The organism is Streptacidiphilus fuscans (assembly GCF_015690355.1).
Classification (GTDB): Bacteria; Actinomycetota; Actinomycetes; order Streptomycetales; family Streptomycetaceae; genus Streptacidiphilus; species Streptacidiphilus fuscans.
The window spans coordinates 16707-43261 of record NZ_JADPRT010000010.1; the positions used below are offsets into that span (position 1 = coordinate 16707).

The window sequence follows — 26555 nt, forward strand, 5'->3', positions numbered from 1 at the left end:
GATGACCAGCACCACTGACACCCAGGCCACCCACGAGGTGGCGGCCACCTCGCTGCTGCGCTTCGCCACCGCCGGGTCCGTGGACGACGGCAAGTCGACCCTGGTCGGCCGCCTGCTCCACGACTCCAAGTCGGTGCTGGCCGACCAGTTGGAGGCCGTCGAGCACGCCTCGCGCAAGCGCGGCCAGGAGGCCCCCGACCTGGCGCTGCTGACGGACGGCCTGCGGGCCGAGCGCGAGCAGGGCATCACCATCGACGTGGCGTACCGCTACTTCGCGACCCCCAAGCGCCGGTTCATCCTCGCCGACACGCCCGGCCACGTGCAGTACACCCGCAACATGGTGACCGGCGCGTCCACGGCCGAGCTGGCCGTGGTGCTGGTCGACGCCCGCAACGGCGTGGTCGAGCAGACCCGCCGTCACGCGGCCGTCGCCGCGCTGCTGCGCGTGCCGCACCTGGTGCTGGCCGTCAACAAGATGGACCTGGTCGACTACGCCGAGCCCGTCTTCGCCGCCATCGCCGCCGAGTTCGGCGCCTACGCGGCCTCGCTGGGGATCGAGGACGTGACCGCGATCCCGATCAGCGCGCTGGCCGGGGACAACGTCGTCGAGCCGTCCGCCACCATGGACTGGTACGGCGGCCCGACGCTGCTGGAGCACCTGGAGACCGTGCCGGTCGGCACCGACCCCAGCGAGGAGCCGGCCCGGTTCCCGGTCCAGTACGTGATCCGGCCGCAGTCCGCCGAGCACCCCGACTACCGCGGCTACGCGGGCCAGCTCGCCTCGGGCGTGCTGCGCACCGGCGACACGGTCACCGTCCTGCCCGCCGGGCTGAGCGCGACCGTGGCCGGGATCGACGTGCTCGGTGCTCCGAGCGACGTCGCCTGGGCGCCGCAGTCGGTGACGGTGCGTCTGGCCGAGGACATCGACATCTCGCGCGGCGACGTGATCGCCGCGGGCCCGGCGCCGGAGCCGACCCAGGACGTGGTCGCCACGGTGGCCCACCTCAACGAGCGTCCACTGCGCGTCGGGGACCGGGTGCTGCTCAAGCACACCACCCGAACCGTCCGCGCGATCGTCAAGGACATCCCCTACGCGATCGCCGTCGACACCCTGGAGCAGGTCCCCAGCCCGGGCAGCCTGGACGTGAACGACCTGGGCCGCGTGGTGCTGCGCACCGCCGAGCCCATCGCCCTGGACGACTACCGCAGCAACCGCCGCACCGGCTCGTTCCTGCTGATCGACCAGGCCGACGGCACGACCCTCACCGCCGGTATGGCCGGAGAGGCGTTCTGACCCGATGAAGGGATTCCCCACGATGGGCGGCGAGGCGTTCTCCCGCATGGCGAAGGAAGGCGGCCGCGTCGGCAGCGGCGTGCTCGGGGCCGGCTGCGGCGCCCTCGGGCCGTGTCGACCGGCGGGTCGCTGACACGGGGCCCTCGCCCCGTCGTCGTAGCCCGCCGCACGTGCCCCGCGTTCCTTCCAGCCGAACCATCGTCACCCTCGTGAGGACCCCTCCCATGTCGAAGCTTCGCTCGCTCTCCCCCCGCACCGCCCGCATCAGACGTGCCGTCATAGCCGGCGTCGCCGTTGTCGCCGCATCCGGACTGCTGAGCGCGTGCGGCTACGGCTCCCAGGCCGCCTCGAACTCCAGCGGGGGCTCGGTCGTTCCCTCCTCCGGCAGTTCCGGTCCGGCGCTGTCGGCGTCGACCGTGCGGATCGGCTACTTCGCCAACCTGACCCACGCCACTCCCCTGATCGGGATCCAGGACGGGCAGTTCGCCAAGAACCTGGGCGGGACGAAGATCTCCACGCAGATCTTCAACGCCGGGCCGAGCGAGATCGAGGCGCTCAACTCCGGTGCCATCGACATCGCCTGGGTCGGGCCCGCACCCGCGATCAACGGCTACGTGAAGTCGAACGGCGCCGCGCTGAAGATCATCTCCGGTGCCACCTCCGGCGGTGCGGAGCTGGTCGTCAACCCGGCCACGATCAAGACCGTGGCCGACCTCAAGGGCAAGAAGATCGCCACCCCGCAGGCCGGCAACACCCAGGACGTCGCGCTGTTCAACTACCTGGCGAGCAAGGGCTACAAGGAGAACCCGAAGACCGGCGCGGGCGACGTCTCGGTCATCCGCACCGACAACTCGACCACCCCCTCCGCGTACACCTCCGGCCAGATCGACGGCGCGTGGGTTCCCGAGCCCACCGCATCCAAGCTGGTCGCCGAGGGCGCGAAGATCCTCATCGACGAGCGGACGCTGTGGCCCCAGGGCCAGTTCGTCTCCACCAACGTGGTGGTCTCGCAGACCTTCCTGAAGGCCCACCCGGACGTGGTCAAGGCCGTCCTCAAGGCCTCGGTGGACACCAACGCCTGGATCCTGGCCAACCCGGCCAAGGCTCAGCAGGAGGCCAACACCGCGCTGACCGCGCTCACCGGCAAGGGCTTGAGCGCCAAGGTACTGAAGGCCGCCTGGAGCGAGATGACCGTCACCGACGACCCGCTGGCCTCCTCGCTCACCACCGAGGCCCAGCACGCGGTCACCGCGGGCTTCATCACCCAGCCGAACCTGTCCGGCATCTACGACCTGACCCTGCTCAACCAGGTCCTCACCGCCGAGGGCAAGCCCGCCGTCTCCGCCGCCGGGCTCGGCGCCCAGTAGGGGCGCGCACCATGCTCCGGGAGTCGCCCCGCACCGCGTCGATGCCCAGTCAAGGCGGCGCGGGGCGGCTCTCGGCCCGACGGACCGCACAACCCCAGCTCCCCGAACCGCAGCTCCCGAACCGCAGCACGAACCAGGAGGTGACCGCATGACCGCCCTGCTGACCCCGTCCTCCACGGAGGGCCAGGCCACCCCCGTGGTCGACACCGCCGTCCGGCTCGACCACGTCACCAAGTCCTTCGGCCGCGCCGCCGCGGCCCATGTCGTCCTGGACGACATCAGCCTGAACGTCGCCCCCGGCGAGTTCGTCTGCCTCCTCGGAGCCTCCGGCTGCGGCAAGTCCACCCTCCTCAACCTCGTCGCCGACCTCGACCAGCCCACCAGCGGCACCATCGAGGTCCCCGCCGGGCGCGCCGCCCTGATGTTCCAGGAGCACGCGCTCTTCCCCTGGCTGACGGCCGGTCAGAACATCGAGCTCGCCCTGCGCCTGCGCGGCGTCCCCCGCGCGGAGCGTCGCCCCGAGGCCCAGCGGCTGCTGGAGCTGGTCCGCCTGGGCGGCGCCCACGCCAAGCGCATCCACGAACTCTCCGGCGGTATGCGCCAGCGCGTCGCCATGGCCCGTGCCCTGGCCCAGGACGCCAAGGTCCTGCTCATGGACGAGCCCTTCGCCGCACTCGACGCGATCACCCGCGACGTCCTGCACGAGGAACTCGTCCAGATCTGGGAGGCCACCGGGATCTCCGTCCTCTTCGTCACCCACAACGTGCGCGAGGCCGTCCGCCTCGCCCAGCGCGTCGTGCTCCTCTCCTCCCGTCCCGGACGCATCGCCCAGGAGTGGGCGATCGACCTGCCCCAGCCGCGCCGTATCGAGTCGTCCGGTGTGGCCGACCTCGCGGTGGAGATCACTGAGAAGCTCCGAGGGGAGATCCGCCGCCATGTCCAGCACTGACCTCAAGCCCGCCACCGAGCAGGACTCAACGGCCACCGCCACCGCCACCGCCGCCTCCGCCGCGACCGACGTCGCCGACCTGGGCGCCGGACTCGACGCCCTGGAGACCCAGACCGCGCAGCGCACCAGCGTCCGCGAGGTGCTGCTGGGCAAGGTGCTGCCCCCGGTCGTCGCCATCGTCCTCGTCCTGCTGCTGTGGCAGGGCGCCTACGCGGCCCACCTCAAGCGCCCCGACCTGCTGCCCAGCCCCCTGGACGTGTGGAACAGCCTCCACCAGCAGTGGCTGCAGGGCACCATCCTCTCGACGATCTGGACCTCGCTCTCGCGCGGGATCCTCGGCTTCCTCGTCTCCGTCGTCATCGGCACGCCCATCGGCCTGCTCGTCGCCCGGGTCAAGCCGGTCCGCGCCGCCATCGGCCCGATCCTCTCCGGCCTACAGTCGATCCCCTCGGTGGCCTGGGTGCCCGCCTCGGTCATCTGGTTCGGCCTCAGCAACGCCACCATCTACGCCGTCGTCCTGCTCGGCGCCGTCCCCTCGATCGCCAACGGCCTCGTCGCCGGCGTCGACCAGGTGCAGCCGCTGTACCTGCGCGCCGGGCGCACCCTCGGGGCCACCGGACTGCGCGGCATCTGGCACGTGCTGCTGCCCGCCGCCCTGCCCGGCTACGTCGCCGGGCTCAAGCAGGGCTGGGCCTTCTCCTGGCGCTCCCTCATGGCGGCCGAGCTGATCGCCAGCTCCCCCGCCCTCGGCCTGGGCCTCGGCGCCCAGCTCGAATTCGCCCGCGAGAACCTCGACATGCCCGGCGTTCTCGCCACCATCATTCTGATCCTTGTCGTCGGCATCGGCATCGAAATGCTCGTCTTCAACCCGATCGAGCGACGCGTCCTCCGCTCCCGCGGTCTGCTGACCGCCCGGAGGTGACCTGATGGACGCCCGCCTGCCCCGCCTGCTCCTGCTCGCCCACGGCAGCCGCGACCCGCGGCACGCGGCGACGATGACCGCCCTCGCCGACCGGGCGCGCGCACTGCGCCCGGACCTCACCGTGCGGGTCGGCTACCTCGACCACTGCGCGCCGCGAATCCCGCGCGCGTTGGAGCAGTTGGCGCAGGCGGACGAGGCACCGGTGGTCGCGGTGCCACTGCTGCTGGCCCGGGCGTACCACGCCAAGACCGACATCCCCGGAGTGCTGCGCGGGGCAGCCGCCAGGCTGCCCCGGCTGACCGTCCATCAGGCCGACGTCCTGGGACCGTCCCCACTGCTGCTGCGCGCCCTGGAACGCCGCCTGGCCGAGGCCGGCGTGCGTCCCGCCGCCGACACCGGCGTCATCCTCGCTGCGGCCGGCTCCTCCGACCCGGCCGCCAACGCCGCCACTCGCGCGCTGGCCGCCGCCTGGCAGCGCAGCGCGGGCTGGGGCGGCGTCGCCGTGGCCCACGCCTCCGCCGCTCCCCCGCACCTGGCCGACGCGGCCGAGGCGCTCCGCGCCCAAGGCCTGCGTCATCTCGCCGTGGCGCCCTACCTGCTGGCCCCCGGCCTGCTCCCCGACCGCATCACCGCCCAGGCCGCGACGGCGGGCATCACCGCCGTCGCAGCCCCGCTCGGCGCGTCCCCCGACCTTGCCGAGCTTGTGGTCCAACGCTACGACGAGGCACTGACAACGGCCGCGCTCGCCTCGGGCGACCGCGCTCTGCCGCTCGGAGCCTGACCGCCCCCCAGCGGCGTGCCCCAGCCCCTCTACAGTGGGCGGCATGCCATGGGGGGAACGCCCGCGCTGGGCGCGGTGGGTGTCGGTCATCTGGATTGTCGGCTTCGTCGAGGGCACGGGCGCGCATCTCCTCGACCTGATCAGCGGTGGGCTGCACGCCTACCACGCCTGGCCCCTGCCCAGTCAGGTGCTCTTCCACGCCCTGCTGGTCGTCGACCTGCTCGTCGCCGTTCTGGTGGCACGCGGCCTCCCGTCCGGGCCACCACTCGGCGCAGCGGTCATGGTCACGGACCTGACCGCCAACTATCAGGGCAACTGGTCCGGCCTGCTGCACGAACCGCTCGCCTATGTCGGAGTGACCGGCCTGCTCCCGATGACCCTGTTCGGCCTCTTCGTCGTCGGCACGGCCCTTCCGCTCGGCCGAGCCTTCCGCGGGATCGTGCGCCCGGTATGACGCAGGAGGGGCCGCAGCCCTGCCCGGCTGCGGCCCCTCCTGCTGCTCTGTGACTCGGCGTCGGCCGATGTCAGCCCATGGCGGGCGACATCAACGGCGACTCGGGTCCAGCTCGGTGACATTGTCGCTGTCACCGCTGGTGACAGTCGAGCCCGCCACGATCCGGCTCTCGCCCTTGGCCTTGCGGCGGTCGGCGTGACCGGGCCACCAGGCCGCGTGGCCGACGAGCGCGGTCAGCGACGGCGTGAAGAACATCGCCATCACGAACGCCGCGATCACGATACCGATGCTGATGGAGAATCCCATCTCCGCGAAGAGCGAGTTTCCGGCCAACATCATCGAGGCGAAGGTGCCGGCGAGGATCGCTCCGGCCGCGGCGACCGTCGGACCGGCGTGGCGGAGCGCCTGAGCGGCCGCCTCGCGCGGTTCGCGACCCTCGCGGGCCTCCTCACGGAGCCGGGAGATCATCAGGATGTTGTAGTCGGTACCGATCGCGACCACGAACAGATAGATGAAGACCGGCAGCATGAACATCAGGCCGCCCTGGTTGTCCAGGTGCTGGAAGACCAGCACCGTCGAACCGAGGGTCGCGGCGAAGCCGAGGCCGACCGAGGCCATCAGGTACCACGGCGCCACGACGCTGCGCAGCATCAGGCCCAGGATCAGCATGATCAGCACGGCCGCCGTCGGGAAGACCACCGAGTAGTCGCGGTCGATCGCCTTCTGGATGTCCGCGTAGATCGCGGTGGTGCCGCCGACCAGGACCTTGGTGCCCGGCGGGGTGTCCGCGTGGGCCGTGTCGCGGAGCTGGCCCACCGTGGAGATGGCCGTGCTGCTCTGCGGGTCGCTGCTCAGCACGACGCTGATGTCCGCGGTGGTGCCGTTCGGGTTGTACTTGGCCGGGGCGACCTGGCCGACGCCGGAGACCGAGGTGAGCTTCTCGCCCAGCCCGGCGACCGCGCCCTTGTCCAGCGGACTGCCGTTGGTGCTGGTGACGAAGACGTCGGTGGGCGTGGCCGCACCGGCGCTGTACGCCGTGGTGATGGTGTTCTGGACGACCATCGACTCCTCGGTCTTCGGCATGGAGCCGGAGCTGAAGTCGAAGCTCGCCGAGTAACCCGTGGAGATCACGGCCAGACCGATCATGATCACGCCGGAGACGGCGGCGACCAGCGCCGGGCGGCGCTTGACGGTGTTGCCGATCGCGGCGTAGCGCGAGCTGGTCGGCTCGACCTTCCACTTCTTGGACGGGCCGAGGAGCACCCGCGGCGGGATCCAGGAGAAGACCGCCGGGATCAGGGTCAGACCGGCGAGCAGCGTGACCGCGACGGAGATCGCCAGCGCCGGACCCATCTGCTTGAGGAAGGAGATGGAGGAGAGGCAGAGCGCGAGGAAGGCGATGATGACGGTGCCGGCGGCGGAGGCGATCGCCTCGCCGACGCGGGCCACCGCGGTGATCATGGCTTCCTTGTGGTCGTCACCGGCTCGCAGTCGTTCTCGGTACCGGAACATCAGGAACAGGATGTAGTCGGTACCGACACCGAAGAGCACGACGATGAGGATGCCTGTCACCGACGAGTTCGAGGTGAGGTTCAGCAGCTTGGTGATGTCCGCGATCAGACCGTTGGCCGCGGTCAGCACCACGCCGATCAGGACGATCGGCATGATCGCCATCAGCGGCGCTCGGAATATCAGCAGCATCGCGATGATGATGATGCCGAAGGTGCCGAAACTGATGATGGCCTGACCGGTCTTCGACGAGTTCGACTGGTCGAGGACCTGCGCCGCCGTACCGCCGACCTTGGCGTTCAGGTCGCTGCCCGCGGTCAGCTGCTTGACGTCTGCGCGCAGCGCCGTGGCCGCGTCGGACATCTTCGTCTGGTCGGAGGTGTTGGTGCCGAGGTTGACCATCGCGAGGCCGTACTTGCCGTCCTTGGAGAACGGCATGCCGATGACGCCCTGGTTGAGCGGGATGTCGGTCTTGGCGGACAGCTCCTTGTTGATCTCGACGACCTGGGCCTTGTCCGCAGCGGTCAGCTGACCGCCGTCGGTGCGCTGGTAGAGGATCTCCGCGCCCGGCGTGAACTGGTGCGGGAAGGCACTCTGCTGCAGCTCCATCGCCTGGATGGACTCGTAGCTCTTGGGCAGGAAGCTGCTCTCGTCACTGTTGGACTGAAGGGCCGGCGCGGAGGCCGCGATCGCGATCGCAGCCACCACCCAGGCGATCAGCGTCCAGAATGGGTGTCGGACGACCGTGCGTCCGATCCGGTGAAACATGTCGATTGCCCCTCCACGGCATGGATCACCGCCACCCCCGGGTGAGGACGCGGGCAGCGCGATCTGGCCGCCCCTACTTGTCGGGCGGCAGGTAAGTATCTGGGTGGCATCCTAAGAAACCTACTAGCCGGGCGGCAAGTCGGGACGGAAGTCCCCGGTCCCCCTCACAGCTCTCTTAGGTCTGCCGACCTCATCTTGCCTGGCCGGAACAGCCTTCTACCTCGTCCCCCGGGTGGATCCGCCTCCTGCTCAGGGTGGAGATGCAGCCGTGAACCGCCCCCGAGAAGACTCGGGGCCGGTTCACGCACCCGCACGTCGTGGGCCGCTCCCGGAGCGGCCCAACGGTGCCTCCCGCCTACAGCAGGACGAGAAGCTTGGTGCCGGACACCAGCTTTCGGTTGACCGAGGTCGACTGGACGAACACGGTGTACGCCGGGTTCTCGCCCGGCTTCACCGTGACCTCCGACACCGGCAGACCGAGAAGCCGCCGGGCCGCCGGGCCCGAGAACACCCTGCCGGTCATCCGACCGGTGGCCGGGTCCTTCTCCGCCACGGCGAGCTGCTTGTTGCCCTGGATCTTCTCGCGCTTGGACAGCTCGTAGAAGGCGCGACCGGTCGTGTACGTGTGCCCGGCACGCGTGACGAAGTCGCGGATCGGCATCTGCTCGTCGACCGGGATCAGGATGTACTTGCCGGTGTCCAGCGCGTCGAGATTGGCGTTCACCTCGGCGGTGCTCAGCTCCTTGCCCATGGCGAAGAGGTTCCTGGTACCGCGCACACCCTGCTCGCGACCCCGCAGGAAGCTCGTGGCAGCCGTCTTGACGGTGCCTATCGCCTCCTCGACGCCCTTGCTGGAGTCCGCGTCCCAGATCGCGATGTTGCCCGCCGGGAAGCCGTACCCCTGAGCGGTGCGCTTGGCCAGCGAGTTGGGGACCAGGATCGCCGAGGTCCAGTGGTCGGGCAGCTCGTCCATCGCACCCCGGATCCGGCCCAGCCAGGAACCGAGGACGGCGTTCCCCTCGCCGCCTGCCATGCGGATGTGCATCTGGCCCACCTCCGACCAGCCGGAGGCGTTCTCCTCGCCGTCGGTGACGACGACCTGGAGGAAGGAGTGCTCCCCGTAGCCCTCCCAGATGTTCTTCAGGTCGTCGACGGACTTCACGGCCGCCTCGATCAACGCCGTCGCGCCGTTGTCGACCTGGTAGAGGCCACGGAGGGACGGCAGGTGCTTGACGTCCATGTCCCAGACCAGGTTCTGCACCTCGTGGTCGAAGGCGTAGAGGCTGATCCGGGTCTCGTGGCCGAGCCGGTCGGACTCCTCGTGCAGCCCCTTGACGAACTCGTCCACCACGCGGACCAACTGTGCCTCGTGCTGACGCATCGAACCGGACTTGTCCACCACGAGGGAGACGTGGTTGACCTTGTGCTTGATCCTGTTCGTGGACATACCCCACCCCTTTGCCGGCATTGCCACCATTGCCCAACGCTCGGTCGACGCCTTCCGGCGTCCCCCTCCAACGTTGACTCCACCCTATGCGGGAGCACTGACAATTCGGCTCTGAGCTGGGGCTTTACGGTGGGTCAGACCGGCTGCCGCAGCGGCCAGACGCCGTCGACGACAGCCTCTGGGTCCTTGGACCGGCGCAGCCAGGACTGCAGGCCCTCCGCCCAGTCCGCGTGCCAGCGGATCTGTGCGAGGTGCAGCTCGGCCGGGTCGACCGCGCCGACCTGGTCCGGGTACCGCTCGGCCAGAGCCAGCGCCACGCGGACGGCCGCCAGCGCGTCGCTGCCCGCCTCGTGCGCCTCGGCCAGCTCGACGCCGTAGAGCGCGCAGGCGTTCTCCAGCGAACGCGAACCCTTGCGGTACTTGTCCACCGCCCGGTCCACCGTGAGCGGGTCGAGCACCGGCCCGACCCCGCCACCATCAGGGACACCACCAACGCCGAGCTGACGCTCCAGCGAGGGCAGGTCGTACCGGCGCAGCTCGGCGGCGAGCAGGCTCAGGTCGAACGGCGCGTTGTAGACAACGACAGGGACACCCTGCCGCCAGTACGTGACGAGTGCGGCCGCCACCTCGGCGACCACGTCTATCGCGGGACGTCCCTCGGCGACCGCGCGCTCGGTGGTGATGCCGTGCACGGCCGTGGCCTCGGCGGGGATGGCGATGCCCGGGTCGGCCAACCACGCACGCCGCCGGACAGGTTCGCCGGCCTTGGCCTCGATCAGCGCGGCGGAGACGATCCGGGACCGGCCGGGCTCGGTGCCGGTGGTCTCCAGATCGAAGCCGACCAGGGTGTCGTGCATCCAACTCATCAGGCGCGTCCTCTCGTCCCTTTGCCGGACCATCATCCCGTGCGGCACTGACAAGCCCGCCACCAGGTCGGGAGGTCGGTCAGGCCAGGGGCTGAGAAGCAGACATGGGACAAGGACGAGGGAGCGAAGTCAGGAGACGGGCCGCGAGTCCGCCCAGACTCCCTCGAACTCCTCCTGGTAGATCTGGAACAGGCCCGGCTCCGGGGGGCGACCCGGCATCAGCGGCGCGGACGTGCCGCCGCGCAGCACCAGCACCGGCGACTCCATCCCGCGCGAGCGCCGCAGGTACGGCTGCACCACGCCCAGCCCGTCCGGGCCGTCGCCGTCCACCAGGTACGCCGAGGCGCGCGGCATCTCGTCGTAGACGCGGATCTCGAACGCGCCCGCGTCCCGCAGTCGGGCCCGCACCCGGCGCACATGCATGATGTTCATCTCCACCGCCTTGCCCAACTCGCCACGCCCAAGGCCGAGTTCGCGCTCGCGACGACGCAGGGAGCTACTGGCGGGGTTGAGGAAGAGCAGCCGCACCCGGCAGCCGGAGTCGGCCAGGGCGACGAGTCGCCGACCGGTGAAGTTCTGGCAGAGCATGCTGAGGCCGATGCCGATGGCGTCCAGCCGCCGCGCGCCCGCCAGCAGGTCCTCGACCGGCAGGTCACGCTGGAGCCGGACCCGGTCCGCGTGGACGCCGATGACGTCGGCGTAGCGGTCGCCGACCAACTCCTCGACGGCGTCCACCGGGGCGCGCAGCGCCAGCGAGGCGGCGCCCTCGTGGACGCTGCCGTCGAGCAGGAGCAGCAGCCGGGCGGCGGCGCGCTCGGCCTGGGCCAGCACGTTCTCGGAGAGCGTGCGGTTGCGCGACACGACGTGCCGGGCCACCTCGAGCTCGTCCAGGGCGACCTCTATCTCGCGCCGGTCGTTCAGGAAGGGCTCGAAGCAGGGCCAGTGCTGGATCATCAGCTCACGCAACTGCGGCAGGGTGAGGAAGATCACGAGCGCGTCGTCGTCCGGGTCGAGCAGGTAGCCCTTGCGCCGGCTGACCTCGCGGACCGCGCCGGCCCGCTGGACCCACTCCTCGCCCGCCGGTCCGGCCGCGGCGATGACCCAGTCGTCGCCGTGCGCGGGTTCGTAGACCGGGCGCAGCACCTCGGAGACCACCGAACGCAGCCGCTGCTCGACCAGGTTGAGCCAGACATAGGCGCGACCGGCGCGACGGACCCGGACCCTGGCCTCCTCCCAGGCCGTCCCGGGCCAGGCCAACGACGGCTCCAGCGAGCCCGGTTGGTGCGGAACGGTGCGGCCGAGGCCGGTCCGGGCGACTCGTTCGACGCCGGTGGGGGCGTCGCCCCGCGCCGCGCTCCCCGGGGAACCCCCGTCGGGGACCACCATTCCGGAGCTCACCGTCCGTCCCTCATCCACGTCATCCCTCTTGGCCCGCTCGGCCGTTGGGGCGTGCGGTGCGGCGGCTCGCCCAGTCGGCCGCCCACACCGTACCGCGCCGGGCGGCCCGATGCGGACCGTCCGCGCGGGTCCGGACGATCAGCTGACGATCAAGGGTACTTCGCCTCCCCGGGCAGGTGCAGCAGTTCGACACGGGGCAGTTCGGCGCGTCGACGGAACGTTCCTCCGCCCGTGCCCTCCCCCGAGCGGTCACCGCTGGGCCACCCGGACGTAAGCATCCGAACAACCGACGGACAGTCTCAAGGCAACAGTGGGACACAGACACTCGTTCGGGCGAAGAACCGGCAAGTCGGTCATGGGAACCCGTGTGCTACGCCACGATGCACTGGGACATGACGACGAGTCGGGGCGGGCATCACCCCGGGAGGGCCTCGATTCCGGGGCGCTCCGGGGTGTGCGCCGAGCCCCGCTCCGAGCGGACAGGATTGGTTGAGGACCATGCAAGTCTGGCCGGGCCAGCCGTACCCCCTGGGCGCCACCTACGACGGCGCGGGGACCAACTTCGCTGTCTTCTCCGAGGCGGCGGAGCGGATCGAGTTGTGCCTGCTCGGCGACGACGGCTCCGAGACCTCGGTCGAGCTTCGCGAGACCGACGCGTTCGTGCGCCACGCCTTCCTGCCCGGCGTGCAGCCGGGCCAGCGCTACGGCTTCCGCGTGCACGGGCCGTACGACCCCTCGCGCGGGGTCCGCTGCAACAGCGCCAAGCTGCTGCTCGACCCCTACGCCAAGGCGATGAGCGGCCGGGTCGACTGGGACGAGTCCGTCTACGGCTACCACTTCGGCTCCCCGGACCGCCGCAACGACCTCGACTCCGCCCCGCACACCATGACCTCGGTGGTGGTGAATCCGTACTTCGACTGGGGCAACGACCGTCCGCCGCGCACGGACTACCACCGCACGGTCATCTACGAGGCCCACGTGAAGGGGCTCACCGAGCTGCATCCCGGCATCCCGGACGACATCCGGGGCACCTACGCGGGCATCGCACACCCCGCCGTGATCGAGCACCTGGTCAAGCTCGGCATCACCGCCATCGAGCTGATGCCGGTGCACCAGTACGTCGACGACCACCGGCTCAGCGACATGGGCCTGTCCAACTACTGGGGCTACAACACCATCGGCTTCTTCGCCCCGCACGGCTCCTACTCCTCGCTCGGCGACCGCGGCCAGCAGGTCCAGGAGTTCAAGTCGATGGTCAAGTCGCTGCACGCGGCGGGCATCGAGGTCATCCTCGACGTGGTCTACAACCACACCGCCGAGGGCAACCACCTCGGCCCCACCCTCTCCCTCCGCGGGCTGGACAACCCCTCCTACTACCGCCTGGCCGAGGACCGCCGGTACTACGAGGACACCACCGGCACGGGCAACAGCCTGCTGATGCGCAGTCCGCACGTGCTGCAGCTGATCATGGATTCGCTGCGCTACTGGGTCACCGAGATGCACGTCGACGGCTTCCGCTTCGACCTGGCGGCCACCCTGGCCCGCCAGTTCCACGAGGTGGACCGGCTCTCCTCCTTCTTCGACCTGGTCCAGCAGGACCCGATCGTCTCCCAGGCCAAGCTGATCGCCGAGCCGTGGGACCTCGGCGAGGGCGGCTACCAGGTGGGCGGCTTCCCGCCGTTGTGGACCGAGTGGAACGGTCAGTACCGGGACACCGTGCGCGACCTCTGGCGCGGCGAGAACGCCACGCTGGCCGAGTTCGGCTCCCGGCTGACCGGCTCCTCGGACCTCTACCAGGACGACGGCCGCCGTCCCATCGCCAGCATCAACTTCGTGACCTGCCACGACGGTTTCACCCTGCGCGACCTGGTCTCCTACAACCAGAAGCACAACGCGGCCAACGGCGAGGACAACCGCGACGGCGAGTCCTTCAACCGCTCCTGGAACTGCGGCGTCGAGGGCGAGACGGACGACCCGACGGTGCTCGGCCTGCGCTCCCGGCAGCAGCGCAACTTCATCGCCACACTGCTGCTCAGCCAGGGCGTCCCGATGCTGCTGCACGGCGACGAGTTCGGCCGCACCCAGGGCGGCAACAACAACGCCTACTGCCAGGACAACGAGATCTCCTGGGTGCGCTGGCCGCGGCTGGACGAGGAGAGCCCGGCCGGTCAACTGCTGGAGTTCACACGGCACATGGTCTGGCTCCGGCGCGACCACCCGGTCTTCCGACGACGACGGTTCTTCCACGGCCGCCCGGTCTCCGGCACCCACGACGAGCTCACCGACATCGCCTGGTTCACCAACGAGGGCGAGGAGATGACCGCCAGGGACTGGCGTGCCTCCTTCGCCAAGTCGCTGACGGTCTTCCTCAACGGCAACGCCATCTCGGAGCCCGACCGGCGCGGCGGCCGGATCACGGACGACTCATTCCTGCTGCTCTTCAACGCCAGCCCGCAGCCGCTGGAGTTCGTCGTGCCGCTCAACCACGGCCAGGAGTGGCAGCTGGTGGTGGACACCTCGCTGCCGTGGACGATCGCCCCGGGCACGGGCGCCAAGGTACGGGCGGGCGAGACACTCCGGCTGACCGACCGGTCGATGATGGTGCTCCAGCGTCCCGCCTGAACGGCCTGGCTGCCCCGGCGTGAGCGCCGGCGAGGATACGGCGGGGGCACGGCGGCCGCATGTCGGTTCGACCGATTGCCCCCTCCGGGTCGTGACCTCGGTCGGCGTGGGGTAGGCGTGTGGGTATGACTCCTGCCGCACGCCGGGTCCCGACGGCCAGCTACCGTCTGCAGCTCCAGCCCGGCTTCGGCTTCGCGCAGGCCGCGGCCGCGGTGCCGTACCTGGCGGACCTCGGCGTCTCGCACCTCCACCTGTCGCCGATCCTGCGGGCGGTACCGGGGTCGCGGCACGGCTACGACGTTGTCGACCACTCCGCCGTCAGCGCAGACCACGGCGGCGAGGCGGGGCTGCGGGCGCTGGCCGCGACGGCGCACGAGCACGGCCTCGGCCTGCTCGCCGACATCGTGCCCAACCACATGGCCGTGCCCACCCCACTCCACCTCAACCGGCCGCTCTGGCACACGCTGCGCGAGGGCCCGGAGTCGCCGTGGGCGCGCTGGTTCGACATCGACTGGGACGCCCAGCAGGACCGCGTACTGCTGCCCTTCCTCGGCGACCGACTGGGGGCCGTCCTGGCAGCAGGAGAACTCAAGGTCGAAGCGGCGGACGACGCAGGCGGCAGCGCGGGCGGCCCAGGCGACCCGGGCAGCGCAGGAAGCCCCGGCGGCGAGCCGGTGCTCCGGTACGGCGACCAGGTGTTCCCCCTCCGCCCCGGCACGGAGCACCTCCCGCTACCGGAACTGCTGCGCCGCCAGTGGTACCGGCCCGCGTGGTGGCGGCTGGGCCGGACCGAGCTCAACTACCGCCGGTTCTTCACGGTCAGCGAGCTGATAGCCGTCCGCGTCGAGCTGCCCGAGGTCTTCGACGCCACGCACGAGCTGCTGCTCCGGCTCCACGGCGAGGGCGTGCTGGACGGCTTCCGGGTGGACCACCCGGACGGGCTGGCCGACCCGCGTGGCTATCTGCGCCGCCTGCGGGACGCGTCCGGCGGGGCGCATGTCGTGGTCGAGAAGATCCTGACCGGCGACGAGACGCTGCCCGGTGACTGGCCGTGCGCCGGCACCACCGGCTACGACGCGCTGCGGCAGATCGACGGCGTGCTGACGGACGGCGCCGGTGTGGTCCGGGCGCTGCGGCCTCCGGCCGAGGTCGCCGCCGGAGCAGCGCAGCGCGGCAAGACCGAACTGGTCGCGCCGCAGGGTGAACTGGACGCGGAGGTGGCCCGGTTGGTCCGCGAGGTCGCCGCCGCCTGCGCCGACGAGCCGGATCTGCCCGACCAGCCGGGCCAGCCGGACCGGCCCGACGGGTCCGACCACCCGTCCTGGGCCGTCCGCCAGGCACTGGCGGGGCTGCTGACCGCCTTCCCCCGCTACCGGCCCTACCCGGTCCCGGGCGAACCACTGCCCGAGGCCGACGCGCAGGCGCTGCTGTCCCCGCCGGACGACGTGTTGCTCCCCGCCCCCTACGCCGCGACCGCCCGACTGATACGCGAGCTGCTGCTGGACCCCGACTCCCCCGCCTCGCTGCGTGCCCGGTTCGGCCAGACCTCGTCCGCCGTCGCAGCCAAGGGCGTCGAGGACACCGCCTACTACCGGCACCACCCGCTGCTCTCACTCAACGAGGTCGGCGGCGAACCCGCCCGACCCGGCGTCACCCCCGAGCAGTTCCACGCCTTCTGCGCGCGGATCGCCCGGGACTGGCCGCACACCATGACGGCGCTCTCCACCCACGACACCAAGCGCAGCGCCGACGCCCGCGCCCGGCTCGCGGTCCTCGCCGAGCTGCCGGAGGAGTGGGTGACGGAGCGCGCGGCCTGGTCCGCGCTGGCCCCCGACGGCGGTCTGCCCCACGACCGCGACGCCGAGGACCTGCTCTGGCAGACCGCCTTCGCCGCCTGGCCCATCGACGGCGACCGGCTCACCGAGGTGATGCTCAAGTCGGTCCGCGAGGCCAAGCTCCACACCACCTGGACCGACCCCGACCCGGCCTACGAGCGCGCCGTCGCCGCGCTCGCCGGCTCGGTTCCGGAGACTCCCGCGCTGGCGGCGCGGATCGAGGCCTTCGTCGCGCGTACCGCGCCCTACGCCCGGGTCAACACCCTGGGCGCGGCCCTGCTCCACCTCACCATGCCCGGCGCGCCCGACCTCTACCAGGGCAGCGAGTTCCCGCTGTACACCCTGGTCGATCCGGACAACCGCGACGTGGTCGACTTCCCCGCCACGCCGGACGCGCACCCGCACCGGCATCCGCACGGCCTGGCCGCCGAGAAGGCCGACCTCACCCGCACCGCCCTGCATGCGCACAAGCACCTGGACCTTCATTCCGCCCCGGGAGCCCCGTACACGCCGTGGCAGACGCCGAGCCCGCACGCCCTCGCGTTCCTGCGCGGCGACGCGACGTTGACCGTGGTGACCCGCCTCCCGCACGGGCTGGAACGGTCCGGCGGTTGGGGCCGCCAGACACTCCCCCTGCCGCCCGGGACCTGGACCGAGGCGCTCACCGCCCGGACGGGCTTCTGGGGTGCGGTGGCCCTGGCGGACCTGCTGGCCGAACTCCCGGTGGCGCTGCTGGTCCGGACGGACCCCCCGGCCTGAAGCGGCACCCGGCGCCGGTCCGCGCTGGCCGTATGGCGGAAGGCGCGCGGGTGCAGGCATGCGCCCTGGACAGGCGCGGGTAGGAGATCACGTATGCCGTCCGAACCTGAAGCTGTCGCGGTCCCGCAGCCCCTCGTCACCCGCCCGCACCGCTTCGCCGTCTGGGCGCCCGAGGCACAGCGGGTCGAGGTCGTCGTCGATGACGCGTCGCACGGGATGCGCCCGGATCCGGGGCGGACCGGGTGGTGGCGGGCGGATGTGCCCACCGATCCCACGGCTGGACGCTACGGCTTCCGTCTCGACGGCGGGCCGGTCCTGCCCGACCCGCGCTCGCCGCGTCAGCCCGACGGACCGGACGGGCTGTCACAACTCGTCGACCACGCGGCGTTCCGGTGGCAGCATCCGTGGACCGGACGCGGTCTGCCCGGTGCGGTCCTCTACGAGCTGCACGTCGGCACATTCACCCCGGAGCGGACCTTCGACGCCGCCGCCGAGCGGCTCGGCCATCTTGCCGACCTCGGGGTGACCCATGTCGAGCTGATGCCGGTCTGCCCCTTTCCCGGACGGAACGGCTGGGGCTACGACGGCGTCGCGCCCTGGGCCGTCCACGAGCCCTACGGCGGGCCGGAGGGAATGAAGCGTTTTGTCGACACCGCTCATTCCCATGGTCTCGGCGTGGTGCTGGACGTGGTGCACAACCACCTGGGACCGTCCGGCAACCATCTGCCCGCCTACGGCCCCTACTTCACCGACCGTCACCAGACGCCGTGGGGCTCGGCGGTCAACCTGGACGCGCCCGGCTCGGACGAGGTGCGGGCGTATCTCATCGGCAGCGCCCTGAGCTGGCTGCGCGAGTACCGGCTCGACGGCCTCCGGCTGGACGCCGTGCACGCCCTGGTCGACACCCGGGCGCTGCCGTTCCTGGAGGAACTGGCGGCAGCCGTCGACGAGCTGTCGCAACAGGTGGGCCGACCGCTCTTCCTGGTCGGCGAGTCCGACCTCAACGATCCCCGGTTGGTCACCGCGCGAGCCGCCGGCGGCACCGGACTCGACGCCCAGTGGAGCGACGACTTCCACCACGCCCTGCACGCCGCGCTGACCGGCGAGAGCCAGGGCTACTACGCGGACTTCGCCGCGCGTCCGCTGGCTGCCCTCGCCAAGACCCTGACCGGCGGCTTCTTCCACGACGGCAGCTGGTCGAACTTCCGGGGCCGCTCCCACGGCCGCCCGCTCGACCCGGCCCGGACGCCGCTGCACCGCCTGCTCGGCTACACCCAGACCCACGACCAGGTCGGCAACCGCGCCCAGGGCGACCGGCTCGCCGCCTCCCTCCCGCCCGAGCGGCTGGCGGCCGGTGCGGCGCTGGCACTGCTGTCGCCGTTCACCCCGATGCTCTTCATGGGCGAGGAGTGGGGTGCGCGCACCCCCTGGCAGTACTTCACCGACCATCAGGACCGCGCTCTGGCGCAGGCGGTGCGCGAGGGGCGCCGGCGTGAGTTCGCCGGGCACGGCTGGAGGCCGGAGCAGATCCCGGACCCGCAGGCCGCGTCGACGGTCCGCGCCTCCACCCTCGACTGGGACGAGCCGCAGCGCGGACACCACGCCGAGTTGCTGGACTGGTACCGCCTGCTGCTGCGACTGCGCCCGCTGGCCTCCGGCGAGGCTCCGCAGGTGCGGTTCGACGAGGACGAGGGGTGGCTGACGATGTGTCGGGGGCCTCTCACTCTCGGCGTCAACCTGTCCGACCAGGCGCGCGAGCTGCCGCTGACGGACGGCACGCCGCTGGCTGCCTTCCCGGCCGGAACACGGCCCTCACCTGCGGTTCCGGCCGGCGCGACGGTGGTTTTCCACAGGCGGGCGAAAGGTGTTGGACTCGCCTCCCGGCCTTCGCAAGGATGAGCGCATGACGACCGACGGCAGCAGCACTCCAGAGGTGACGCATGGTCAGCAGGCGTATCCGGCACGCCCGGGAGCGGACGACGTCGCCGCCCATGCCGACGCCCACGACGCGCCGCGCACCGACCGCCCGGCGGAGGTGATCGCGCTCGGCAACGGCCTGGAGCTGCGCCGACGACGCCCCGCCCAGGCCGCCGCGCTCAACGTGGCCATCCTGGCCAACCTCGACCATCTGCGTCCGTGGGTACCCTGGGCCGATCCGGCGCCCACCCCTGCGGACACGATGGCCAACTGCGAGCACGCCGTCGCCCAGTGGGAGACCGACACCGGCTACTCCTACGTCATCCAGCCGAGCGGGGATCCGGACACGGTCGTCGGCGGCTGCGGGCTGCACGCCCGGGTCGGTGCGGGAGCGCTGGAGATCGGCTACTGGGTCGCCCGGGCGTTCACCGGCCAGGGCGTGGCGACGACGCTGACCCGGAGGCTCACTGAGGAGGCGCTGACGCTGCCCGGCATCTCCCGGGTCGAGATACACGTGGACGAGGCCAACGCCGCGAGCTCGGCCGTGCCGCGCAAGCTGGGCTACCGGCTGGAGCGTGTCCGTGAGCGTACGCCCCAGTCCGCGGCCCAGTCGGGCCGGGTCGAGGTGTGGGCCCTGGGCGCTCCCGCTCCGACCGGGCTCGCCGACGGCGCCTTCCCGGCCACAACGGCGCAGTCGCTCGGGCTGCTCGGCCTCTGAGTCTCAGCCGACCGGTCGCAGGCAGTCCCGGTCAGCCCCGGTCAGTCCCGGGCGGTCACGGGCGGTCACGGGCGGTCCCTACGCGGCGGTATGCCCCTGGAGCTTCTGCCAGACGTCCGCGACCTGGGCGTCCAGCCGCTCCATCGGGCCGTCGTTGTCGATGACCAGGTCGGCGACGGCGAGCCGGGCCTCGCGGGTGGCCTGGGCAGCCATCCGGGCGCGGGCGTCCGTCTCGGTCATGCCGCGCACCTCGACCAGGCGGTGCAGCCGCGTCTCGTCGGCGGCGTCCACGACCACGACCACGTCGTAGAAAGGAGCCAGCCCGTTCTCCGCGAGCAGCGGCACGTCGTGGACGACGACGGCGTCCGGCCCGGCGGCGGCCTCCAGCTCGGCGGAGCGACGGCCGACCAGGGGGTGGACGACGGCGTTGAGCGCGGCGAGCCGGTCGGGGTCGGCGAAGACGATCGCCCCTAGCTTGGGGCGGTCCAGGGTGCCCTCGGCGGTGAGGATCTCGGGCCCGAACTCGGCGACGACGGCGGCCAGTCCGGGCGTGCCCGGTTCCACAACCTCGCGCGCGATCAGATCCGCGTCCACCACGACCGCGCCCAGCGCGGCCAGCCGGCGGGACACCTCGCTCTTGCCGGCGCCGATACCGCCGGTCAGCCCAACCTTCACCATGGACAGCAACCTATCGGCACGTGTCCGCGCCGCACCATCCCGCTGGTCAGCCCCGCCTGTCGTCGGTGGGGCTCACGCCGCAGGGCGCGGGGGCCGTCCCACCAGGGCCGGTGGGACCACGGCCTCGGCCACCGCTGCGGCCACCGCGCCCGCTCCGACGCCGCCCCGCTGCACCGGCAGCGCGCCCGAGGCGACCGGCAGCGGCGGGAGCGTGGCGTGCTCCTTGAAGCCGAACCGGGCGTACAGGCGGCGCAGCAGCGGTGGGGCCCACCAGTTGCCCTTGCCGAAGAGCGACATGGTGGCGGGCACCAGCAGCATCCGGACCAGGGTCGCGTCCACCAGCACGGCCACGGCCAGGGCCAGGCCGATCTCCTTGATGTCGAGCATCCGCCCGCTGGAGAAGCCGAGGAAGACGATCACCATCAGCGCCGCCGCCGAGGTGATGATCCGCCCGCTGCGCTGGACGCCGAGTTCGACCGCGCTGGAGCAGCTCTTTCCCTCGTCGTGCAGTTCCTTGATCCGGGAGAGGAGGAAGACCTCGTAGTCCATCGACAGACCGAAGGAGAAGACGAAGACAAGGACCGGGATCCACGCCTCCAGCCCGCCGGTCGGCGTGAAGCCGAGCAGACCGCTGAACCAGCCGTCCTGGAAGACCAGCGTCATCACGCCGAGCGCCGCGCCGAGCGAGAGGAGGTTCATCACCAGCGCCTTGATCGGCACCACCACGGACCCGGTCATCAGGAAGAGCAGCAGGAAGGTGGCCGCCACGATCAGACCGAGCGCCCACGGGCCGCGGGTGTCGATCTCGTGGTGGAAGTCGACCACGTCGGCCGCGTTGCCGGTCACCCAGGTCTGCATGCCGCCCCGGTCGGCGCGCAGCTCCTGGACCACGTGCTGCGCGGTCGCGCCCTGCGACGAGCCGTCGACGTGGACGCCGACCGCCGCCCAGCCGGGGCCGGACTCGTCGACCTGCGCCGAGCGCACGTCGGGCAGGGTGGCGACCTTGGCCGCGTAGTCCTTGGCGAGGGCCGGGTCGGCCTTCATGAAGACCGTGACGTCCGGGTCGGCCAACTGGGGGTACTGGGCGGTGACGGCGTCGGCCACGGCCCGGCTGGAGAAGCTGGTGGGGAGCGCCTGGGTGCTGAGGCTCTGGGCGTGGGCGCTGAAGAACGGCGCGGCGCAGGCGATCAGCACCGCTGAGGTGGCCAGCGCCACCGGCAGCGCCTTGCGCTGCACCAGGCGGACGATCATGGCGAACCGGCCGTCGTCACTGACACCGCGCTTGGGCGGCTTGATCTTCTTGCCCGCGAAGCCGAGCAGCGCGGGGACCAGGGTCAGCCCGGACAGGACGGTGATCACGACCACGCTGACGCCGGCCGCCGCCACCGCCCGGAAGATCGGGCTGGTCAGCACGAAGAGGCCCGAGAGCGCGACGGTCACCGTCAGCGCGGAGAAGGCGATCGTGCGCCCGGCCGTCGCGCTGGTGCGCTCGACGGCCGCCTCGATGGTCGCGCCCTTGCTGCGCTCCTCCCGGAACCGGTTGACCATCAGCAGCGCGTAGTCGATGGAGAGGCCCAGGCCCAGCACCGTGGTGATCGGCAGCACGCTGGTGTCCATCGGCATGATCTGGCTGAAGCCCAGCAAGGCCAGCAGCGCTCCGGCGACGGAGCCGATCGCGCCCAGCAGCGGCAGGCCGGCGGCGATGAAGCCACCGAAGATCAACACCATCACCGCCAGGGTGACCGGCAGCGCGATGATCTCGCCGCTCTCGGTGTCCGACTTGGTCTGCTGCTGCACCTGCTGCTGGAGCACCTGGTTGCCGCCGAGCTTGACCGTGGTCCCCGACTCGGTCCCGATGGCCTGCAGCCGCTCCGAGGCCTTGGTGACCGCGTTCGGGTTGCTCAGCTGGACGCTCAGGATCTGCGAGGAGCCGTCCTGCGCCCGGACGTCGCTGACCTGGGCGACCCCGGGCAGCGCACGCAGATCGTGCTCGGCGGAGGCGACGGCGGCATGCACGCCCGCGTCGGCGGGCGATTTGCCGGAGATGAGCGCCTGGAGCGCGTCGCTGCTGGTGCCTCCCGCCTGGGACAGCATCGCGGCACCGGTCGCGGACTCGGAGCCCGCCGCCTTGGCGGACGGCGCGGCGGCGTTGAAGACCTTCGTACCGAAGACCAGACCCAGAACCACCAACACGGCCCAGGCGAGCGCCACCCAACGACGGTGACGGAAGCTGAACCGGCCCACTGCGGCGAAGGGGCCGCCGCAGCGCTTGGAGGTCTGGTGCATAAGGAGGCCTTGCTTCCGGTCCGGGGCAACTCTGTCCACGGTGACCGAGTTGCCCCATGATCGGTAGGGGCTTCCGGTATGGGCTCCGCCATAGTCATCAGCTCCGGATAAGCCGAAGACTAAGAACGACCATGAAACGCCGGGAAACACAGAAAAGAACCCCCGCCCGAGTGATCGGGCGGGGGTTCTTCAGGCCTCTAGAGACCCTATGACCTCATCGGTCCTCAGTGGCAGAGCCTCAGCTCTGGCCACCCGCGAGCTTCTCGCGGAGGGCGGCGAGGGCCTCGTCGGTCGCCAGGGCGCCCGAGGTCTCGTCGCTGCTGGAGGAGTACGAGCCACCGGAGACGGCACCGCCGGTCTCGACAGCCGCACCCTCGCCCGCGGCCGCAGCCTCGGCGTCGGCCTCGCGGCTCTTGATGACCTGCGCCTGGTGCTGCTCGAAGCGCTGCTGCGCCTCGGCGTACTGGCGCTCCCACTCCTCGCGCTGCTTCTCGTAGCCGGGCAGCCAGTCGTTGGCCTCCGGGTCGAAGCCCTCGGGGTAGATGTAGTTGCCCTGGTCGTCGTAGGACGCGGCCATGCCGTACAGGGTCGGGTCGAACTCGACCGACGCCGGGTCGGCACCGAAGGACTCGTTGGCCTGCTTCAGCGAGAGGCTGATGCGACGACGCTCGAGGTCGATGTCGATGACCTTGACGAAGATCTCGTCGCCGACCTGGACGACCTGCTCCGGGATCTCGACGTGGCGCTCGGCCAGCTCGGAGATGTGGACCAGGCCCTCGATGCCCTCGTCCACGCGGACGAACGCACCGAACGGAACCAGCTTGGTGACCTTACCCGGGACGACCTGACCGATCTGGTGGGTCCGGGCGAACTGCTGCCATGGGTCCTCCTGGGTCGCCTTCAGCGACAGGGAGACACGCTCGCGGTCCATGTCGACGTCGAGGACCTCGACGGTGACCTCCTGGCCGACCTCGACAACCTCGGACGGGTGGTCGATGTGCTTCCAGGACAGCTCGGAGACGTGAACCAGGCCGTCGACGCCACCCAGGTCCACGAAGGCACCGAAGTTGACGATCGAGGAGACGACGCCGGAGCGCACCTGACCCTTCTGCAGGGTGGTGAGGAAGGTCTGGCGGACCTCGCTCTGGGTCTGCTCCAGCCAGGCACGGCGGGACAGGACCACGTTGTTGCGGTTCTTGTCCAGCTCGATGATCTTGGCCTCGAGCTCCTTGCCGACGTACGGCTGGAGGTCGCGGACACGACGCATCTCGACGAGCGAGGCGGGGAGGAAGCCACGGAGGCCGATGTCGAGGATGAGACCACCCTTGACGACCTCGATGACGGTACCGGTGACGATGCCGTCCTCGTCCTTGATCTTCTCGATCGTGCCCCAGGCGCGCTCGTACTGGGCGCGCTTCTTGGACAGGATCAGACGACCCTCCTTGTCCTCCTTCTGGAGGACCAGGGCCTCGATGCTGTCACCGACGGCGACGACCTCGTGCGGGTCGACGTCGTGCTTGATGGACAGCTCGCGGGACGGGATGACGCCCTCGGTCTTGTAACCGATGTCGAGGAGCACCTCGTCACGGTCAACCTTCACGATGGTGCCTTCGACGATGTCACCATCGTTGAAGTACTTGATGGTCTCATCGATCGCGGCGAGGAAGGCCTCGGCGTCGCCGATGTCGTTGACCGCAACCTGGGGAGTGGTGGGGGCCTCGGTGCTGCTCGTCATTAGGAAAGGGGCTCCGGTACGGACATGAAGTCGTAGGTACTACCACGCCGGGACCCGTGTCGCTCTACCAAGGACACCCAACTGAACTCTCGTCACGTACTTGCGTACGCAAAGACATGTGGGGTCTTCAACAGATGCGAGCGCGACCTGCTCCGTCCGAGGCGCGCAGGCCCGCAGCGCAACTTGTAGCATACGGGGACAGCCGTGGACGGTCAATGCGGATACCGCACCGTGGGAAAGGGCCCGGACGGAGTGATGTCTATCGCTCGAACGGGACCATTCGCAAGACCCACGGCGGCCTCGCTTGCTACGGCACACAGATTACGCTATCGCCGACATGATCGATGACACTTTCGCCGACGACGCCCACCACACCGCCCATCACGCCGCCGCAGGCAGCGGCGCCGACGACGATGCCGAGGCGGTCCGCCGCGACTCGGACGGCGTCGAGAGCAGCCGGGCCAACCGCGGCTGGTGGGACCGCAACGCCGACGAGTACCAGGTCGAGCACGGCGGGTTCCTCGGCGACGCGCGCTTCACCTGGTGCCCCGAGGGCCTGGACGAAGCCGACGCGCACCTGCTCGGCGACCCGGCACAACTGAGCGGACGGCGGGTGCTGGAGATCGGCGCCGGCGCCGCCCAGTGCTCTCGCTGGCTGGCCGCCCGGGGCGCGTTGCCGGTCGCGCTCGACCTCTCCTTCCGGCAGCTGCAGCACTCGCTGCGGATCGACGAGCAGCTCGGCCTGCCCCCGGTGCCGCTGGTCCAGGCGGACGCGAGCGTGCTCCCCTTCGCGGACGGCTCCTTCGACCTGGCCTGCTCGGCCTACGGGGCGGTGCCCTTCGCCGCCGACACCGCACAGCTCATGCGCGAGGTGCACCGGGTGGTGCGGCCCGGCGGACGCTGGGTGTTCTCGGTGACCCATCCGATCCGCTGGGCTTTCCCGGACGAGCCCGGCCCGGAGGGGCTGACGGCGGTGTCCTCGTACTTCGACCGGACCCCCTACGTCGAGCAGGACGAGGACGGGAACGCCGTCTACGTCGAGCACCACCGGACCCTCGGCGACCGGGTGCGCGAGCTGACGGCGGCCGGTTTCCGCCTGGTCGACCTGGTCGAGCCGGAGTGGCCGGAGGGGCTGACCTCAGAGTGGGGCGGGTGGAGCCCCCTGCGCGGACGGCACATCCCGGGGACCGCGATCTTCGTCTGCGTCCGCGACGACGCCTGAGGACGCACCCGCGCCCCCACCCCCGCCCGCACCTGTTCCCGCTCCCGTTCCCACTCCGCCCGAAGCGCGTCGGCGTCGGTCGCGGCCCTCGACCACGAAGGCGAGGGCCAGCAGCACGAGGCCGAGCAGCGGCAGGCCCCAGGGCAGGTAGGTGCTGAGCATGAGCACCAGCGTCCGCTCGTTCTTCACCAACGTCAGCGTGGCGGCCTGGTAGTCGGGGCGGATCTTCACGTCGCCCTGGAAGATCGTCACCGGCGCGTGGTGGGCCGAGGCGGGGAAGCGCAGCTGCTCGTCGTGGATCTCCTCGCCGTTGACCGGCGCCCCGGTGACCGGGTCGACCCAGAACTTGCGGACCGTGGTGTACCAGCGCTGGTAGCCGAGGGCGGCGATCTGCGCGGGCGTGATCGCCACGTTGGCCGGCATGGTCTTGGGGAAAGGGACCTGCGTCCACGGAATCGTCTGTTCGAAGTAGTAGACGGTCAGCCCGCCGACGTTCTCGGTCCCCTTGTAGTGGATCGGCGCGGAGGTCCGGGTCTGCTCGTCGAAGTACTGGTAGTCGTGCGGCTGGGTGTTGAACGGGAACTTGTACTCGACGCCGACCCTGCTGACGGCGTTGCCGTCGACGCTCTCGCCGCAGCAGTGCACCGGGTCCTGGGTGTGCGCGTCGAAGGTGTAGACCTCGGGGATGACGGAGAGGCGTTTGCCGTCATTGCCGAGGATGTAGGACAGGGTGTCCCAGACCACCACGCTCTTACCCGTGCGCTGCTTCTCGGCCTGGGCCGCGGCGGCGTCGCCCTTGAGGGTCTGGATGATGGTCACGGTCTGGTGCGGCACCGAGGTCAGCGTCGCGTAGTCGATCAGCGTCGCGTCCTTCGCCTGCAGCACCACGACCTGGTACTGGTTGTCGGGTACGGCGACGACGCGCGGATAGACCCAGACTTTCATCATCACGCCGAGGACCGAGACGAAGGCCGCCAGCGCGACGAGCAGCAGGCCGATACGGTGCCGCATCCTGGAACCACTCCTTC

The 26555-nt window shown here is 70.9% G+C and carries 19 protein-coding genes; 11 read left to right on the forward strand and 8 right to left on the reverse strand.

Annotated elements, in window-relative coordinates; genetic code table 11:
* Nucleotide 1 precedes the first annotated feature (1 nt).
* The 6 genes from I2501_RS22970 (at nucleotide 2) to I2501_RS22995 (ending at nucleotide 5767) form a co-directional block, all read left to right on the forward strand.
* Nucleotides 2–1294, forward strand: coding sequence for a sulfate adenylyltransferase subunit 1 (locus I2501_RS22970; protein ID WP_196196069.1), 1293 nt, complete (start codon nucleotides 2–4; stop codon nucleotides 1292–1294).
* A 224-nt stretch (nucleotides 1295–1518) separates the two neighbouring features.
* Nucleotides 1519–2661: an aliphatic sulfonate ABC transporter substrate-binding protein gene (locus tag I2501_RS22975; RefSeq protein ID WP_196196070.1), complete on the forward strand. Its 1143-nt coding sequence runs from the start codon at nucleotides 1519–1521 to the stop codon at nucleotides 2659–2661.
* Between the two features lie 148 nt (nucleotides 2662–2809).
* A complete protein-coding gene (locus I2501_RS22980) occupies nucleotides 2810–3610 on the forward strand; it encodes an ABC transporter ATP-binding protein (RefSeq protein WP_196196071.1) in 801 nt (266 codons plus the stop codon).
* Nucleotides 3597–4532 carry an ABC transporter permease gene (locus tag I2501_RS22985; protein ID WP_196196072.1) on the forward strand — a complete coding sequence of 312 codons (936 nt, stop codon included), beginning with the start codon at nucleotides 3597–3599 and terminating at the stop codon, nucleotides 4530–4532. Before I2501_RS22980 ends, I2501_RS22985 begins: the two co-directional genes overlap by 14 nt.
* A gap of 4 nt (nucleotides 4533–4536) precedes the next feature.
* Nucleotides 4537–5313, forward strand: coding sequence for a sirohydrochlorin chelatase (locus I2501_RS22990; protein ID WP_196196073.1), 777 nt, complete (start codon nucleotides 4537–4539; stop codon nucleotides 5311–5313).
* A gap of 43 nt (nucleotides 5314–5356) precedes the next feature.
* Nucleotides 5357–5767: a hypothetical protein gene (locus I2501_RS22995; protein ID WP_196196074.1), complete on the forward strand. Its 411-nt coding sequence runs from the start codon at nucleotides 5357–5359 to the stop codon at nucleotides 5765–5767.
* Nucleotides 5768–5857: 90 nt separating this feature from the next.
* On the opposite strand, the gene I2501_RS23000 is transcribed toward I2501_RS22995, so the two are convergent.
* The 4 genes from I2501_RS23000 to I2501_RS23015 all read right to left on the reverse strand — a co-directional run bounded on the left by I2501_RS23000 (nucleotide 5858) and on the right by I2501_RS23015 (nucleotide 11743).
* Nucleotides 5858–8044: an MMPL family transporter gene (locus I2501_RS23000; protein WP_196196075.1), complete on the reverse strand. Its 2187-nt coding sequence runs from the start codon at nucleotides 8042–8044 to the stop codon at nucleotides 5858–5860.
* Nucleotides 8045–8399: 355 nt separating this feature from the next.
* Complete coding sequence (locus tag I2501_RS23005) at nucleotides 8400–9491, reverse strand: vWA domain-containing protein (protein WP_196196076.1); 1092 nt, start codon at nucleotides 9489–9491, stop codon at nucleotides 8400–8402.
* A 134-nt stretch (nucleotides 9492–9625) separates the two neighbouring features.
* A complete protein-coding gene (locus tag I2501_RS23010; RefSeq protein ID WP_196196077.1) occupies nucleotides 9626–10357 on the reverse strand; it encodes an exonuclease domain-containing protein in 732 nt (243 codons plus the stop codon).
* A gap of 129 nt (nucleotides 10358–10486) precedes the next feature.
* The gene (locus I2501_RS23015) at nucleotides 10487–11743 is read right to left on the reverse strand and encodes an SAV2148 family HEPN domain-containing protein (protein ID WP_196196307.1); all 1257 of its coding nucleotides are present in this window, start codon (nucleotides 11741–11743) and stop codon (nucleotides 10487–10489) included.
* 510 nt (nucleotides 11744–12253) lie between these two features.
* On the opposite strand from I2501_RS23015, the gene glgX reads away from it, so the two are divergent.
* The 4 genes from glgX to I2501_RS23035 all read left to right on the forward strand — a co-directional run bounded on the left by glgX (nucleotide 12254) and on the right by I2501_RS23035 (nucleotide 19606).
* Nucleotides 12254–14377, forward strand: a complete 2124-nt coding sequence (gene glgX, locus I2501_RS23020) for a glycogen debranching protein GlgX (protein WP_196196078.1) — start codon at nucleotides 12254–12256, stop codon at nucleotides 14375–14377.
* Nucleotides 14378–14502: 125 nt separating this feature from the next.
* Entirely contained in the window at nucleotides 14503–16971 is a 2469-nt protein-coding gene (gene treY, locus I2501_RS23025; protein WP_196196079.1) for a malto-oligosyltrehalose synthase, read from the forward strand.
* Nucleotides 16972–17064: 93 nt separating this feature from the next.
* Complete coding sequence (gene treZ, locus I2501_RS23030) at nucleotides 17065–18870, forward strand: malto-oligosyltrehalose trehalohydrolase (protein ID WP_196196080.1); 1806 nt, start codon at nucleotides 17065–17067, stop codon at nucleotides 18868–18870.
* 4 nt (nucleotides 18871–18874) lie between these two features.
* Nucleotides 18875–19606, forward strand: coding sequence for a GNAT family N-acetyltransferase (locus tag I2501_RS23035; protein ID WP_196196081.1), 732 nt, complete (start codon nucleotides 18875–18877; stop codon nucleotides 19604–19606).
* A gap of 78 nt (nucleotides 19607–19684) precedes the next feature.
* On the opposite strand, the gene coaE is transcribed toward I2501_RS23035, so the two are convergent.
* The 3 genes from coaE to rpsA all read right to left on the reverse strand — a co-directional run bounded on the left by coaE (nucleotide 19685) and on the right by rpsA (nucleotide 24305).
* On the reverse strand, nucleotides 19685–20284 hold the full coding sequence (gene coaE, locus I2501_RS23040; RefSeq protein WP_196196082.1) for a dephospho-CoA kinase: 600 nt from the start codon (nucleotides 20282–20284) through the stop codon (nucleotides 19685–19687).
* A gap of 72 nt (nucleotides 20285–20356) precedes the next feature.
* On the reverse strand, nucleotides 20357–22570 hold the full coding sequence (locus tag I2501_RS23045) for an MMPL family transporter (protein ID WP_196196083.1): 2214 nt from the start codon (nucleotides 22568–22570) through the stop codon (nucleotides 20357–20359).
* A gap of 238 nt (nucleotides 22571–22808) precedes the next feature.
* Nucleotides 22809–24305 carry a 30S ribosomal protein S1 gene (rpsA, locus tag I2501_RS23050; protein WP_196196084.1) on the reverse strand — a complete coding sequence of 499 codons (1497 nt, stop codon included), beginning with the start codon at nucleotides 24303–24305 and terminating at the stop codon, nucleotides 22809–22811.
* A gap of 337 nt (nucleotides 24306–24642) precedes the next feature.
* Between rpsA and I2501_RS23055 the strand changes: the two genes are divergently transcribed.
* The gene (locus I2501_RS23055; protein ID WP_196196085.1) at nucleotides 24643–25527 is read left to right on the forward strand and encodes a class I SAM-dependent methyltransferase; all 885 of its coding nucleotides are present in this window, start codon (nucleotides 24643–24645) and stop codon (nucleotides 25525–25527) included.
* On the opposite strand, the gene I2501_RS23060 is transcribed toward I2501_RS23055, so the two are convergent.
* Complete coding sequence (locus I2501_RS23060) at nucleotides 25444–26538, reverse strand: DUF3068 domain-containing protein (RefSeq protein ID WP_196196086.1); 1095 nt, start codon at nucleotides 26536–26538, stop codon at nucleotides 25444–25446. The two genes, I2501_RS23055 and I2501_RS23060, sit on opposite strands and share 84 nt — an antisense overlap.
* Nucleotides 26539–26555: the final 17 nt, after the last annotated feature.

What these genes read in the sequence shown, in the direction of transcription:
- I2501_RS22970 (WP_196196069.1), top strand. Translation starts at nt 2, where the DNA reads ATGACCAGCACCACTGACACCCAGGCCACCCACGAGGTGGCGGCCACC.
- I2501_RS22975 (WP_196196070.1), top strand. Translation starts at nt 1,519, where the DNA reads ATGTCGAAGCTTCGCTCGCTCTCCCCCCGCACCGCCCGCATCAGACGT.
- I2501_RS22980 (WP_196196071.1), top strand. Translation starts at nt 2,810, where the DNA reads ATGACCGCCCTGCTGACCCCGTCCTCCACGGAGGGCCAGGCCACCCCC.
- I2501_RS22985 (WP_196196072.1), top strand. Translation starts at nt 3,597, where the DNA reads ATGTCCAGCACTGACCTCAAGCCCGCCACCGAGCAGGACTCAACGGCC.
- I2501_RS22990 (WP_196196073.1), top strand. Translation starts at nt 4,537, where the DNA reads ATGGACGCCCGCCTGCCCCGCCTGCTCCTGCTCGCCCACGGCAGCCGC.
- I2501_RS22995 (WP_196196074.1), top strand. Translation starts at nt 5,357, where the DNA reads ATGCCATGGGGGGAACGCCCGCGCTGGGCGCGGTGGGTGTCGGTCATC.
- I2501_RS23000 (WP_196196075.1), bottom strand. Translation starts at nt 8,044, where the DNA reads ATGTTTCACCGGATCGGACGCACGGTCGTCCGACACCCATTCTGGACG.
- I2501_RS23005 (WP_196196076.1), bottom strand. Translation starts at nt 9,491, where the DNA reads ATGTCCACGAACAGGATCAAGCACAAGGTCAACCACGTCTCCCTCGTG.
- I2501_RS23010 (WP_196196077.1), bottom strand. Translation starts at nt 10,357, where the DNA reads ATGAGTTGGATGCACGACACCCTGGTCGGCTTCGATCTGGAGACCACC.
- I2501_RS23015 (WP_196196307.1), bottom strand. Translation starts at nt 11,743, where the DNA reads ATGGTGGTCCCCGACGGGGGTTCCCCGGGGAGCGCGGCGCGGGGCGAC.
- glgX (WP_196196078.1), top strand. Translation starts at nt 12,254, where the DNA reads ATGCAAGTCTGGCCGGGCCAGCCGTACCCCCTGGGCGCCACCTACGAC.
- treY (WP_196196079.1), top strand. Translation starts at nt 14,503, where the DNA reads ATGACTCCTGCCGCACGCCGGGTCCCGACGGCCAGCTACCGTCTGCAG.
- treZ (WP_196196080.1), top strand. Translation starts at nt 17,065, where the DNA reads ATGCCGTCCGAACCTGAAGCTGTCGCGGTCCCGCAGCCCCTCGTCACC.
- I2501_RS23035 (WP_196196081.1), top strand. Translation starts at nt 18,875, where the DNA reads ATGACGACCGACGGCAGCAGCACTCCAGAGGTGACGCATGGTCAGCAG.
- coaE (WP_196196082.1), bottom strand. Translation starts at nt 20,284, where the DNA reads ATGGTGAAGGTTGGGCTGACCGGCGGTATCGGCGCCGGCAAGAGCGAG.
- I2501_RS23045 (WP_196196083.1), bottom strand. Translation starts at nt 22,570, where the DNA reads ATGCACCAGACCTCCAAGCGCTGCGGCGGCCCCTTCGCCGCAGTGGGC.
- rpsA (WP_196196084.1), bottom strand. Translation starts at nt 24,305, where the DNA reads ATGACGAGCAGCACCGAGGCCCCCACCACTCCCCAGGTTGCGGTCAAC.
- I2501_RS23055 (WP_196196085.1), top strand. Translation starts at nt 24,643, where the DNA reads ATGATCGATGACACTTTCGCCGACGACGCCCACCACACCGCCCATCAC.
- I2501_RS23060 (WP_196196086.1), bottom strand. Translation starts at nt 26,538, where the DNA reads ATGCGGCACCGTATCGGCCTGCTGCTCGTCGCGCTGGCGGCCTTCGTC.